10 protein-coding genes and 1 pseudogene are annotated in these 14,173 nt (G+C 44.6%); 5 read left to right on the top strand and 6 right to left on the bottom strand.

Going from position 1 to position 14,173, the window contains the following annotated elements:
* Positions 1–18: 18 nt before the first annotated feature.
* The gene (can, locus tag AB6C75_RS00810; protein ID WP_009847590.1) at positions 19–678 is read left to right on the top strand and encodes a carbonate dehydratase; all 660 of its coding nucleotides are present in this window, start codon (positions 19–21) and stop codon (positions 676–678) included.
* Positions 679–773: 95 nt separating this feature from the next.
* Here can and hpt read toward each other — a convergent pair whose 3' ends face one another.
* Positions 774–1,304, bottom strand: coding sequence for a hypoxanthine phosphoribosyltransferase (gene hpt / locus AB6C75_RS00805; RefSeq protein ID WP_009847591.1), 531 nt, complete (start codon positions 1,302–1,304; stop codon positions 774–776).
* Between the two features lie 337 nt (positions 1,305–1,641).
* Here hpt and AB6C75_RS00800 point away from each other — a divergent pair, with 337 nt between their 5' ends.
* A complete protein-coding gene (locus tag AB6C75_RS00800) occupies positions 1,642–2,247 on the top strand; it encodes a LuxR/HapR/OpaR family quorum-sensing transcriptional regulator (protein ID WP_372106425.1) in 606 nt (201 codons plus the stop codon).
* A 389-nt stretch (positions 2,248–2,636) separates the two neighbouring features.
* On the opposite strand, the gene lpdA is transcribed toward AB6C75_RS00800, so the two are convergent.
* The 5 genes and pseudogenes from lpdA to ampD all read right to left on the bottom strand — a co-directional run bounded on the left by lpdA (position 2,637) and on the right by ampD (position 10,796).
* Positions 2,637–4,064, bottom strand: coding sequence for a dihydrolipoyl dehydrogenase (gene lpdA / locus AB6C75_RS00795; protein WP_004735450.1), 1,428 nt, complete (start codon positions 4,062–4,064; stop codon positions 2,637–2,639).
* Between the two features lie 242 nt (positions 4,065–4,306).
* Positions 4,307–6,199 carry a pyruvate dehydrogenase complex dihydrolipoyllysine-residue acetyltransferase gene (gene aceF / locus AB6C75_RS00790; protein ID WP_372106423.1) on the bottom strand — a complete coding sequence of 631 codons (1,893 nt, stop codon included), beginning with the start codon at positions 6,197–6,199 and terminating at the stop codon, positions 4,307–4,309.
* 26 nt (positions 6,200–6,225) lie between these two features.
* Positions 6,226–8,889, bottom strand: a complete 2,664-nt coding sequence (gene aceE, locus AB6C75_RS00785; protein ID WP_017101226.1) for a pyruvate dehydrogenase (acetyl-transferring), homodimeric type — start codon at positions 8,887–8,889, stop codon at positions 6,226–6,228.
* A 62-nt stretch (positions 8,890–8,951) separates the two neighbouring features.
* Entirely contained in the window at positions 8,952–9,713 is a 762-nt protein-coding gene (gene pdhR, locus AB6C75_RS00780) for a pyruvate dehydrogenase complex transcriptional repressor PdhR (protein ID WP_029225519.1), read from the bottom strand.
* A 482-nt stretch (positions 9,714–10,195) separates the two neighbouring features.
* Positions 10,196–10,796, bottom strand: a pseudogene (gene ampD, locus AB6C75_RS00775) (1,6-anhydro-N-acetylmuramyl-L-alanine amidase AmpD).
* An 83-nt stretch (positions 10,797–10,879) separates the two neighbouring features.
* Here ampD and nadC point away from each other — a divergent pair.
* From nadC to pilB, 3 genes are all read left to right on the top strand, one after another.
* Positions 10,880–11,770 (top strand): carboxylating nicotinate-nucleotide diphosphorylase, encoded by an 891-nt coding sequence (gene nadC, locus AB6C75_RS00770; RefSeq protein ID WP_102249157.1) that lies wholly within the window; start codon positions 10,880–10,882, stop codon positions 11,768–11,770.
* Positions 11,771–12,024: 254 nt separating this feature from the next.
* Positions 12,025–12,474, top strand: coding sequence for a prepilin-type N-terminal cleavage/methylation domain-containing protein (locus tag AB6C75_RS00765; RefSeq protein WP_372106421.1), 450 nt, complete (start codon positions 12,025–12,027; stop codon positions 12,472–12,474).
* A 1-nt stretch (position 12,475) separates the two neighbouring features.
* Entirely contained in the window at positions 12,476–14,161 is a 1,686-nt protein-coding gene (gene pilB, locus AB6C75_RS00760; protein ID WP_372106419.1) for a type IV-A pilus assembly ATPase PilB, read from the top strand.
* Positions 14,162–14,173: the final 12 nt, after the last annotated feature.

Here is a 14,173-nt window from a genome sequence, read left to right as displayed (position 1 = left end):
AGGGATGTAAGACGCAAAATGCCAGAGATTAAACAGCTTTTTGAAAACAACTCTAAATGGTCAGAAGAAATTCGCTCTCAACGACCAGAGTATTTTACAACGCTTGAAGAGGGTCAAAGCCCTGGTTTTCTATGGATAGGCTGCTCAGATAGCCGCGTTCCAGCCGAGCGTCTCACTGGTTTGTATTCTGGCGAACTGTTTGTTCACCGAAATGTCGCTAATCAAGTAGTTCATACCGACCTAAACTGCTTATCAGTAGTGCAATACGCTGTCGATGTACTCAAAGTGAAACACGTTATTGTTTGTGGTCACTACGGCTGTGGCGGTGTTAACGCAGCGATAGATAACCCTAAACTGGGTCTTATCAACAACTGGCTACTCCACATACGCGATAACTATCTTAAGTACCGTAAGCAAATTGAATCTCTGCCTCGTGAACAATGGGGTGACAAGTTATGCGAAATTAACGTTGCAGAACAAGTCTACAATCTTGGTAACTCGACCATCATGCAAAGCGCATGGGAACGTGGACAAGATATTGAAATCCACGGTGTGGTTTATGGTATTGGTAATGGCAAACTGCAAGATCTTGGTGTTCGTTGCTCAAGTAATGACACTTTAGAAAACAGCCATTTAGCGGCACTTGATAAAATCCTATCGTCTCCAATCCTAGGTTAATTCTTAACGTCTAACCAATAGATATAAGAAAGAATAGATATAAGAAAGGCTCGCATTGTGCGAGCCTTTTTTGTTTGTGTTCAACAGAGCCGTTATTACTCTTGAGGTACAACTTTACCGATGTACGGTAGGTGACGATATTTTTGTGCGTAGTCGATACCCACACCAACAACGAATTCATCTGGGATTTCAAAACCAATCCACTTTGTGTCTACAATGACTTCACGACGAGAAGGCTTGTCTAATAACGTACAAATTTCGATAGATTTAGGACCACGCAGGCTCAGAATTTCTTTTACTTTAGTCAGCGTGTTACCAGTATCGATAATGTCTTCTACAAGTAAAACATCTTTACCTTGGATGTCATCATCAAGGTCTTTCAAAATACGAACATCACGTGAGCTTTCCATGCCGTTGCCGTAGCTAGAGGCTGTCATGAAATCCACTTGGTGAGTTAAATCGATAGCACGAGCAAGATCCGCCATAAAGACAAAAGATCCGCGCAATAAGCCAACTAAAACTAGATCTTCGCTACCTTGGTAGTGCTCCGTGATCTGCTTGCCTAGTTCGTTCACTCGATCCTGAACTTCTTGCTCAGAGATCATGACTTCAACTGTATGCTTCATACTGCTCTCATTTTATTTGGTGATTGCGACGAATGTTGACACTTTCGTCAGTTGTGTCGCTCAATTTTGTGCGTAAGTCTAGCACTGCTCAAATACCCACACCACCTTATGGTTCGAATTTACTGTTAGATTCTCAATGAAATGTGCATTGGTGCGTTATCCAATACTCGCATCCTTTCACATCAACACTGATCACGCTTTATGTATCAAGTTTGATGTAACTGTCTATAAAACAAGCACAAGGGATTGACCATTCACATATGCACCATTACACTCATCTTGGCTTAAATAATAATAAAATCATTAATATAAAAATTCGTTGGCAAGGAAAAACAATATGGACTCAATAACGAAGAGACCTAGAACTAGGCTTTCACCCTTAAAAAGAAAACTTCAATTGATGGAAATCGCACTTGAAGTATTCTCTCGCCGTGGCATTGGCCGCGGTGGACACGCTGACATTGCCGACATCGCTCAGGTGTCAGTAGCAACAGTATTTAACTACTTCCCTACCCGTGAAGATCTGGTTGATGAAGTACTTAACCACGTTGTTCGTCAATTCTCGAACTTCCTTTCAGACAACATTGACCTAGATATTCACGCAAAAGAAAATCTACATAATATTGCGACTGAAATGGTGACGTTAGTGGCTCAAGATAGCAATTGGTTAAATGTATGGTTTGAATGGAGCGCTTCGACTCGTGATGAAGTATGGCCTCTGTTTGTAACCACTAACCGCACTAACCAGATGTTGGTACAAAACATGTTTAGCAAGGCGATTGAACGCGGCGAAGTCTGTGACGATCACGATCCTAAACATCTAGCAAATCTATTCCACGGCATTTGCTACTCGCTATTCATCCAAGCGAAACGTGTAGATACGCAAGAAGAACTTTCAAGCTTGACGGATAGCTACTTGAACATGCTGTGCATTTATAAGTAGATTCGATCTTCGAACAAAACTAAAGGGTTGGCTTTTACGCTAACCCTTTTTTATTTCCTCTCACCTAATCAGATTCCCTATTCCTTCCTTCGTCACTCTAAAGAATGACGGATATAAAGAACCACTACGCTTAACTTCATCGTCACTATAAACGACAGACAAAAAAATTAATCAGACACTAAAGCCTGAGCTTCCCTATTCCTTCCTTCGTCACTCTAGAGAATGACGGATATAAAGAACCACTACGCTTCACTTCGTCATCCTCAAGAGCGAGGGAGGAGCGAGTTGGGGATCTCTTACAAGCATGACGACCATCTTTTCTTCAGACATAAAAAAACCGCTGACGAATCAGCGGCTTTTAAAAACATTAGCGAGTGGCTAAAGAAGAATTATTTCTTCTTTTTTACTGCTTTTTTGTTTGGAAGGTCAGTGATTGAACCTTCGAATACTTCCGCAGCTAGACCAACAGACTCGTGTAGAGTTGGGTGAGCGTGGATAGTCAGTGCGATATCTTCTGCATCACAACCCATTTCGATTGCTAGGCCGATTTCGCCAAGAAGTTCACCACCGTTAGTACCAACAACAGCACCACCGATTACGCGATGAGTATCTTTATCGAAGATCATCTTAGTCATACCGTCAGCACAGTCTGAAGCGATTGCACGACCAGAAGCAGCCCAAGGGAAAGTAGCAACTTCGTAGTTCAGGCCTTCCGCTTTCGCTTCTTTCTCAGTCTTACCTACCCAAGCAACTTCTGGCTCAGTGTACGCAATTGATGGAATTACTTTAGGATCGAAGTAGTGCTTCTTACCAGAGATAACTTCAGCAGCTACGTGACCTTCATGCACACCTTTGTGAGCAAGCATTGGTTGACCAACAACGTCACCGATCGCGTGGATGTGAGGAACGTTAGTACGCATTTGCTTATCAACATTGATGAAACCACGCTCATCAACTTCGATACCCGCTTTTTCAGCGTCGATAAGTGCACCGTTTGGAACACGACCGATAGCAACAAGAACAGCATCGTAGCGCTCAGCTTCAGCTGGTGCTTTTTTGCCTTCCATTGAAACGTAGATACCATCTTCTTTCGCTTCAACAGCAGTAACTTTAGTTTCAAGCATTAGCTTGAACTTGTTCTTGATGCGTTTAGTGAAGACTTTAACGATGTCTTTATCCGCAGCTGGGATAACTTGATCAAACATCTCAACAACTTCAACTTTAGAACCTAGAGAGTGGTAAACCGTACCCATCTCAAGACCGATGATACCGCCGCCCATGATAAGCAGTTTTTCTGGTACTTCGTTTAGTTCTAGTGCATCCGTAGAATCCCAAATGCGTGGGTCTTCATGTGGGATGAACGGAAGTTTGATTGGGCGAGAACCCGCTGCAATGATTGCATTATCAAAGTTAATTGTTGTCGTTTCTTCGCCAACAACTTCGATGCTGTTAGGACCAGTAAACTTACCGAAACCGTTAACAACAGTAACATTACGCATCTTAGCCATACCGCCAAGACCGCCAGTCAGTTGATCAACTACTTTGTCTTTCCAGATACGAACTTTGTTGATGTCCGTTTGTGGCTCGCCGAATACAACGCCGTGCTCTGCCATCGCTTTTGCTTCTTCAATTACTTTAGATACGTGAAGAAGTGCTTTTGATGGAATACAACCAACGTTTAGACATACACCACCAAGAGTGCTGTAACGTTCAACTAGTACTGTTTCTAGACCTAAATCCGCACAACGGAATGCCGCTGAGTAACCAGCAGGACCTGAACCAAGTACAACAACTTGGGCTTTAATTTCTTTGCTCATTGTGACCTCTTGTAGTCATTATCCCTAACAGGCTGAGTAGATGTTCTTAAAATTATTGGGCTTTCAAACAGAAAACATTTTACAGAGATGTTAACAGTGTGAAAGTAGCTTTAAGTTAGCCTGTGAGCTAGACAACAATTCCCTATCAGATTATGAGAAATGCAGGAAACTGTTCTCTAAAAATAGTCTTTATATAAAGAATTAAGGTGACCCGAAAGTCACCTTAATAATTACTTTCTCAATTACAGTACTAGACGACGAATGTCAGATAGTGCGCTGTTTAGGAAAGTAATGAAGCGTGCACCTTCAGCACCATCGATCACACGGTGGTCGTATGATAGAGACAGTGGAAGCTGTAGACGTGGTTGGAACTCTTTACCATTCCAAACTGGCTTAATTTCAGACTTAGATACACCTAGGATACCTACTTCTGGAGCATTTACGATTGGAGTAAATGCAGTACCGCCAATACCACCAAGGCTAGAGATTGTGAAACAACCGCCTTGCATGTCTGCCGCTGTTAGCTTACCAGAACGTGCTTTCTTAGAAATAGCCATTAGCTCTTCAGATAGCTCGTAAATGCCTTTCTTGTTCACGTCTTTGAAGACAGGAACAACTAGACCGTTTGGTGTATCAACAGCGATACCCACGTTTACGTACTTCTTAAGAATGATGCTTTCGCCATCTTCAGAAAGAGAAGAGTTAAACGCTGGGAATGCTTCTAGCGCTTTAGCAACAGCTTTCATGATGAACACAAGTGGAGTGATCTTCATGCCAGTGTCTTTCTTCGCTTCGATTGCGTTCTGTTCTTTACGGAATGCTTCTAGCTCAGTGATGTCTGCGTTGTCCCATTGTGTAACGTGAGGGATCATTACCCAGTTACGGTGCAGGTTAGCGCCAGAGATCTTCTTAATCTTAGAAAGCTTCTGAACTTCAGTTTCGCCGAACTTGCTGAAGTCAACTTTTGGCCATGGTAGTAGACCAAGAGCAGTACCGTCGCCGCCTTTGCCAGATGCCGCTGCACCAGACTCTAGACGCTTAAGTGCATCTTTAACGTAAGACTGAACGTCTTCTTTAAGGATACGGCTCTTACGACCAGTACCTTTAACCTTAGAAAGGTTAACGCCAAATTCACGAGCTAGACGACGAACTACTGGAGAAGCGTGCGCGTAGTCACCGTTCTCTTGGAAGTCGCCTGCTGCTGCTGGAGCCGCTGCAGGTGCTTCTGCTTTAGGAGCAGGTGCCGCCGCTGGAGCTGCTGCTTGTGCAGGTGCTGCAACAGGAGCAGGCGCTGCGCCTTCAACAACGAAAGTCATGATCAGAGAGCCAGTTGACACTTTGTCGCCAGCTGCAATCTTGATCTCTTTTACTGTACCAGCGAATGGTGCAGGAACTTCCATTGAAGCTTTGTCGCCTTCAACAGTAATTAGAGATTGCTCTTCTTCTACTGTATCGCCAACCGCTACCATGATTTCAGTAACTTCTACTTCGTCACCACCGATATCAGGAACGTTTACTTCTTTTTCAGCTGATGCTGCTGGAGCCGCTGCAACTGGTGCCGCCGCTGGAGCAGGAGCTGCTGCAACTGGAGCGCCAGAGCCCGCTACTTCAAATACCATTACTAGAGAACCAGTCGATACTGAATCACCAGAAGCGATCTTGATTTCTTTAACGATACCAGCGAATGGTGCAGGTACTTCCATTGAAGCCTTGTCACCTTCAACAGTAAGAAGAGATTGCTCTTCTTCTACTGCGTCGCCGATAGCTACCATGATTTCAGTTACTTCAACTTCATCACCGCCGATATCAGGAACGTGAACTTCTTTAAGCTCAGCTGCTGCAGGAGCAGCTGCAACTGGTGCCGCCGCTTCAACTGCTGGAGCAGCCGGTGCTGCTGCAGCACCTTCCGCTTCGAAGATCATGATAAGAGAACCAGTAGAAACAGAATCACCTTCTGAAATCTTGATTTCTTTAACGATACCCGCTTGAGACGCAGGAACTTCCATTGAAGCTTTGTCGCCTTCAACAGTGATCAGTGACTGCTCTTCTTCAACCTTGTCGCCAACGTTTACAAGAATCTCAGTTACTTCAACCTCGTCAGCACCGATGTCTGGTACATTAATTTCGATTGTCATTGTATTTACCTACCTTAATGCCAGTCTTATGCGTATTGCGGGTTAGTTTTTTCAGTGTCGATATCGAACTTAGCAATTGCTTCAGCAACAACAGACTTCTCGATATCACCACGTTTAGCCAGTTCAGTTAGAGCTGCAACTACGATGTAGCCAGCGTTAACTTCGAAGTGACGACGTAGGTTTGCACGGCTGTCAGAACGGCCGAAACCATCTGTACCAAGTACTTTGTAAGACTCAGTTGGCATGTACGCACGTACTTGCTCAGCGTAGTTCTTCATGTAGTCAGTCACTGCGATTGCAGGTTCTTTACCAAGAACAGTCGTGATGTACGGTACTTTCTCTTCAGCTTCTGGGTGAAGCATGTTGTCACGCTCTACCGCTTGGCCGTCACGAGTTAGTTCGTTGAACGACGTTACAGAGAATACGTCAGATGCTACGCCGTACTCTTCGCTTAGAATTTCAGCGGCTTTACGCGCTTCGTTCATGATAGTACCAGAGCTCATTAGTTGAACTTTGCCCTTAGCACCAGCGTGAGACTCAAGCTTGTAGATACCCTTACGAATGCCTTCTTCAGCGCCTTCTGGCATAGCTGGCATTGCGTAGTTCTCGTTCATTACTGTTAGGTAGTAGTAAACGTTCTCTTGGTTCTCACCGTACATGCGACGGATACCGTCTTGCATGATAACCGCTAGCTCGTAAGCAAACGTTGGATCGTAAGAGATACAGTTAGGGATCGTGTTCGCTTGAATGTGCGAGTGACCATCTTCGTGCTGTAGACCTTCACCATTCAGTGTTGTACGACCTGCAGTAGCACCTAGTAGGAAGCCACGAGCTTGTTGGTCACCAGCCATCCACGCCATATCGCCTACACGTTGGAAACCAAACATTGAATAGTAGATGTAGAACGGGATCATTGGGAGATCGTTCGTGCTGTATGATGTTGCAGCTGCAACCCAAGAAGCCATTGAACCTAGCTCGTTGATGCCTTCTTGTAGAACCTGACCTGAAGTCGCTTCTTTGTAGTAAGAAACAATGCCTTTATCTTCTGGCGTGTATTCTTGACCGTGTGGGTTGTAGATACCAATCTGACGGAATAGACCTTCCATACCGAACGTACGAGCTTCGTCACAGATGATAGGAACGATATTCTTACCAATGTTCTTGTTCTTAAGCAAGATGTTTAGCGTACGTACGTAAGCCATAGTTGTAGAGATATCACGCTTCTGCTCACCTAGTAGAGGTGCGAACTCTTCTAGCTCAGGGGTTTTGAATTCTTGAGTGAACTTAGGTAAACGCTGTGGCGTGTAACCTTTTAGGTCTTTACGACGTGCATGTAGGTATTCATACTCAGCTGAACCTTCTTCAAGCTTCAGGTATGGAAGTTCTTTTACTGCTTCGTCAGTTAAGATATCTTGAAGACCTAGGCGATCACGTAGGTGTAGTACGTGAGTCATGTCCATCTTCTTAACTTGGTGCGCTATATTCTTACCTTCAGCCGCTTCACCCATGCCGTAACCTTTAACAGTCTTCGCTAGGATTACTGTCGGACGACCTTTAGTTTCTGCTGCATTTGTGTAAGCTGCGTACAGCTTAGAAGACTCGTGACCACCACGCTTAAGAGCGAAGATTTCGTCATCAGTCATGTCTGCAACTAGTGCAGCTGTTTCTGGGTACTTACCAAAGAAGTGCTCACGTACGTATGCGCCATCTTTAGATTTGAATGTCTGGTAGTCACCATCGATAGTTTCGTTCATTAGTTGAAGAAGCTTACCAGTCGTGTCTTTAGCTAGCAGAGAATCCCAGTTGCTACCCCAGATAACTTTAACAACGTTCCAACCGGCGCCTTTAAATAGGCCTTCAAGTTCTTGGATGATGCTACCGTTACCCATTACAGGGCCGTCTAGACGCTGTAGGTTACAGTTGATTAGGAAACATAGGTTGTCTAGCTTCTCACGCGCAGCGAAAGAGATAGCACCACGTGATTCTGGCTCATCCATCTCACCGTCACCTAGGAACGCGTATACACGCTGACCTGAAGTATCTTTCATGCCACGACCTTCAAGGTACTTAAGGAAGCGCGCTTGGTAGATAGCAGAGATAGGGCCTAGACCCATAGATACTGTCGGGAACTGCCAGAACTCAGGCATCAGTTTAGGATGCGGGTAAGAAGGGATACCTTTACCATCAACTTCTTGACGGAAGTTATCTAGCTGATCTTCAGTTAGACGACCTTCAACGAATGCTCGAGAGTAGATACCTGGAGAGATGTGACCTTGGTAATAAACTAGATCGCCACCGTCCGTCTCATTTGGAGCACGGAAGAAGTGGTTGAAACATACTTCGTAGAACGCTGCAGCTGACTGGTAAGAAGCCATGTGACCACCAAGGTCTAGGTCTTTCTTAGAAGCACGCAATACGATCATGATTGCGTTCCAGCGAATAATCGAACGAATACGACGCTCAAGAGTTACGTCACCAGGGTAAGCTGGCTCTTGTGCTGCTGGAATTGTGTTGATGTAGTTTGTGTTGATGCCTGTAGCCATATCAACACCATCTAAACGCGCTTTATCTAGAACTTGTTCTAGTAAAAACTGTGCACGTTCTACACCTTCTTCACGTACTACTGACTCAAGAGCTTCTAACCAATCTTGAGTTTCCAGAGCATCAACGTCATGCTTCATGTTAGACATGGCGATCTATCCTTTTTGTTAGTTGGATTCTACTAAACACGTAAAAAGCCGAAGTATTACGGCTATTTACCCTGTTGAATTCGACGTAAAGAACGTTCGCGGCGCGATTCTTCTTTGGTCAAATCCAGCAATGTTTCTTCGATGTAAGCTAAATGAGAATGTGACATTTCACGCGCCTGTTCTGGCTGCCCTGAAACGATCGCATCTACAATGTTAGCTCGATGTATACTCACTTTCTCCACAACGTCTTTACGACGATGCAACAGCTTTAAATTTTCTAAGACATTTTGTTCGAGTAACGGAGCCAAGCTACGAACAATGTGCAATAACACCACATTGTGTGCTGCCTCTGTTAAAGCAATAAGAAAAGCCATCACAGCTGCAGACTCGGCTTCAATATCACCCTTATCTTGCGCACCGCGAATTTTTTCTTGGCATGCTTGAATTCGAGCAAAGTCTTCATCAGTACCACGTAATGCCGCGAAGTAAGCCGAAATCCCTTCCATCGCATGACGCGATTCCAACAAGTCTAGTTGGGTTTCAGAATGGGAGGACAACAAATTAAGCAAAGGATCTGAAAAGCTTTTCCAGATATTTTCGCTAACAAACGTACCTCCACCTTGACGGCGAGTAAGCAAGCGTTTTGCTTCTAAACGTTGTATCGCTTCTCGGATCGAAGGACGAGACACATCGAACTGTTTCGCCAGTTCACGCTCAGGCGGCAGTTGCTGCCCTGGAGCCAGTGTTCCTTCCACTATCAACCTTTCTAACTCTTGTTCGATAACGTCCGAGAGTTTTGGCTGACGAATCCTTTGATAAGCCATAGTTTGTTGTTCTTCTTTTTCTTCGCTGACAATTGGTATTACCAATTTTAAGTTGGGCAGAAATTAACATAATTAAAACGCCACTGTCCAGACTAAAATTGACCTGAATCATAGAACACAGCACGAATTAACCATGATTTAACAAATGAAATTTAAAACAGCAACCAATTTGGTCTTACCATTTACAGGGGTAATACTTTTGGGGAGTATCCGTGCTAGAAAGTTTCAGGATAAAAATGGATTGTTTCAGAAAGATGAGTGCCACTTGATTAAAAATCAAACCAAGCGCACATTAGAGGTAGAAATCCTGTTCATAAGTTTTAATATTAGATCGTTTGATAAGCTCGTCACACTCTCGATTTATTGACGCCCTCCCCCTAACCACTTTATTTACATCGCAACAACAAAAATTCACAAGTCATTATGCTAGGCGTTGACTATTCAACCACCAGCAACAATAAGAGCATCTTCGATAATGAGGCTTAAACCTTGAGCTCGCCTTTAAACTTCTGCCAGTCGAAAACCAAACCAGGGTCAGTTTTGCGTAACGGGGCTATATATTGATGACCAGTGATACGCTCGGTGGTTATTTGAGGGAAAGTCGATACGATCGTTTCTGTTAATCGAGAAAGCGCTTGGTACTGCTGTTCTGTATAAGCGATAAAGTCGCTTCCTTCCAGCTCAATACCAATCGAGTAATCATTACACCTTTTACGCCCCGCAAAGCTCGACTGGCCTGCGTGCCAAGCTCGGTCAAGAAATGACACAAACTGTACCACCTCACCATCACGGCGAATCAAGCAGTGTGCCGAAACGCCCATTTGGTGAATCACTTTAAAAAATGGATGATCTGCCGGATCAAGTTTGCCCGTGAAAAACTGTTCAATGTAAGGGCCGCCAAATTGGCCTGGTGGTAAACTAATGTTATGAACCACCAGCAGAGAGATATCGTCGGTGCTGGGTCTAGCATCAAAATACGGAGAAGGAACATGCCGAGCATTGTCGTACCATCCGTTGGAGCTCATCGTCATCTTAGTCTCGCTTTCTTTTCTACTAGCGCAATAAGATTGTGACTTTGCCCATAGAGCAGTCGCGCTAGCCTCTTTAATTTGAAGTTAAGCAAGAGTATCATTCCATTCCCACTCCCTTTCAAGATTAGATTTGCGATGAAAAACACACATAACAGCCACCAACGCCTTGATTACTTAAAAGAGCAACTGCCGCTAGAGATCACTCGCGCAGTCGCTGAGACCATCAAAGAAGATCTAGGTGGAACGTTAGATCCAGCGGCTGATATTACGGCAAGTCTAATCCCTGCAGACGCAATCAACAGCGCAACCATCATTACCCGTGAGCACGGTGTGTTCTGTGGTAAAGCTTGGGCTGATGAAGTGTTTAAGCAATTGGGCGGTGAAGTCACTATCGAGTGGAACGTAGAAGACGGTGACAAGGTTGAACCAAACCAAACACTTTGCACGCTAGCAGGCCCTGCTCGCGCACTTTTAACCGGTGAGCGTAACGCAATGAACTTCATTCAAACACTATCGGGTTGTGCGACGGCGACAGCAATCTACGCTGACAAAATCAAACACACAGAATGCCGCCTATTAGACACTCGAAAAACGATTCCTGGCCTACGTAGCGCACTAAAATACGCTGTTGCTTGTGGTGGTGGCTTCAACCACCGTATTGGCGTTTTCGATGCGTACCTAATCAAAGAAAACCATATCATCGCATGTGGTGGCATTGAGAAAGCGATCTCGACAGCAAAAGAGCTGAACCCGGGTAAGCCAGTGGAAGTGGAAACAGAAAGCCTAGCAGAGCTAGAGCAAGCGATCAGCGCGGGTGCAGACATCATCATGCTAGATAACTTCACCACTGACATGATGCGTGAAGCCGTTAAAATTAACGCAGGTCGTGCAGCACTAGAAAACTCAGGTAACGTGACTTTAGATACGATTGCAGAGTTCGCTGAAACGGGTGTCGATTACATCTCAGTGGGTGCACTGACTAAGCATCTAAAAGCAATGGACCTTTCAATGCGATTCAAAGCTTAATCTCATAGTTCTATCAATCACTTAACTTCTAGGCATGGCAATCAGCCATGCCTTTTTATTGCTTTTATTATCAGTATATCAATCAGTTAACTAAGCTGATCGCATAATTTTGCGCTCCATATGAAACAACACACCAATAAATACAAAACCACTCGCGCCTGCATCTGAACACCATTCCACTTCTAAATCTCAACTTCTATTCTTTCCATCAACCGGTGCTTGCACTGAAACAAACTAACGAATGGAATAGAACTATGAAAAACAAAAGAAAAAACCAGAAAGGCTTTACGCTGATTGAATTGATGATAGTGGTCGGCATTATCGGCATATTAAGTGCAATCGCAGTTCCTGCTTATAAGAGCTATGTAATCAAAACCGAAGCAAATACTGGAGTCAGCATACCTAAAACACTATTAACTAATATAGATATGTATATACAAGAAAAAGGGGCATTCCCAGAAGACGCTCAAGCAAGCGATTTTGGTGCAGCTACAGACATGAGTGCTATGGGAACTCTTAAATTTACAAAAGATGGAACTACAGCCACAAATGGAACTGCTGATTTCACTTTTTTACCTTCAGCATCACTTGCAGGTAAAAAAATAACTTACACGAGAAGTAATTCAGGTTGGAAATGCACGCATGACATCCCTGCTACATTACTTTCAGATACCCTGAAAGGCTGTAAACTGGCAACGCCTTAACGTGTCTAACAACCTCCCAAGAATTCTCCGTCAGGCTAACTTACTTAGCCTGACTCAAGAACAAGCCGTTGCGGAACATGTACAAGCTTCAGGTATTTCTACACCTGAAGCTTTGCTCACTCTGGGCTTATTCACCGGCGAGAGCCTCGCTAATAACATCAAAACCATTTTCGGTTTGCCGTTAGTGCAACTGGCCAATACTGACTATGAAATCTTGTGTGACCAATTGGGACTTCGAGAATTGATCACTAAGTATCGTGCTATCCCAGTTGTTCTCACTAACTCTACTCTCACGCTCGCCTCTGCCGATCCAACCGACTTGCAAGCTGAAGACGATTTTAGATTCGCGACTGGATTGCAGATAGAACTCGTTGTCGCTAACTATTCAGAATTAGAAGGCGCCATACGAAAGCTGTATGGTCGCTCTATTTCCGGGCAAGACTCTAAGCGCAAAGAGATCACCCAAGATGAGCTCGCCAATCTTGTTGAAGTCTCTGACGATGAAATGAGTTCAATTGAAGATCTCAGTCAAGACGATTCCCCTGTCAGTCGATTTATCAATCAGATACTGGTTGATGCGGTGCGTAAAGGCGCATCAGACATCCACTTCGAACCTTATGAAGAAAACTACCAAGTGCGTCTGCGTTGCGATGGCATTCTTGTTGAGGTCCAACAGCCCGCGTCTCATTTAAGCCGTCGGTTATCCGCTCGTTTAAAGATTCTCGCCAAACTTGATATCGCTGAACGTCGCTTACCTCAAGACGGCCGTATTAAGCTGCGTTTGAACGACGAGCTGGCGATCGATATGCGTGTGTCGACTCTACCGACATTGTGGGGAGAAAAGATCGTACTGCGTCTTCTAGACAGCAGCGCAGCCAATTTAGATATCGATAAATTAGGTTACAGCGAGGATCAAAAAGCGCTCTATCTCAATGCCCTAAAACGCCCGCAAGGGATGATCTTAATGACTGGGCCCACAGGCAGTGGCAAAACGGTCTCTCTTTACACTGGACTTCGCATGCTTAACACCTCTGAGCGTAATATCTCAACAGCTGAAGATCCGGTGGAGATCAACCTGTGTGGTATCAATCAGGTACAGGTGACGCCAAAGATCGGTTTTGGGTTTGCCGAAGCACTACGATCGTTCTTGCGACAAGATCCTGATGTAGTGATGGTCGGTGAGATCCGTGATTTAGAAACCGCAGAGATCGCGATCAAAGCGTCGCAAACGGGTCACTTAGTCCTCTCGACACTCCATACTAACTCAGCTTCGGAAACCGTGACTCGGCTCGCCCATATGGGGATAGAACCCTTTAACCTCGCTTCGTCATTGAGCCTGATTATCGCGCAGCGACTGGCAAGGCGGCTGTGTAACCACTGTAAAGCAGCTGACAACTCGCCGGACATATTTCTACGTCACTCTATTCCTAACAATCAAACACTCTACAAAGCCACCCCACAAGGGTGCAATGAGTGTAATCAGGGCTATTCCGGTCGAGTGGGTATCTACGAAGTGATGCCGTTTACCGACAAACTAAAAAATAGTCTGATCAATAAACCTAACGCGTTAGAGATTGAAGATCTCGCGCGTAGAGAAGGAATGAGAACACTGCAAGAATCCGGTATCGATAAGTTGCTTGAAGGCACGACCAGCTATCAAGAACTGCAACGTGTTCTGTATCTATAATCCATCGGAGCA

Source organism: Vibrio sp. 10N.237.312.B06, assembly GCF_041464685.1.
Lineage (GTDB): Bacteria > Pseudomonadota > Gammaproteobacteria > Enterobacterales > Vibrionaceae > Vibrio > Vibrio tasmaniensis_A.
This window is presented reverse-complemented; position numbering and strand designations above follow the sequence as displayed.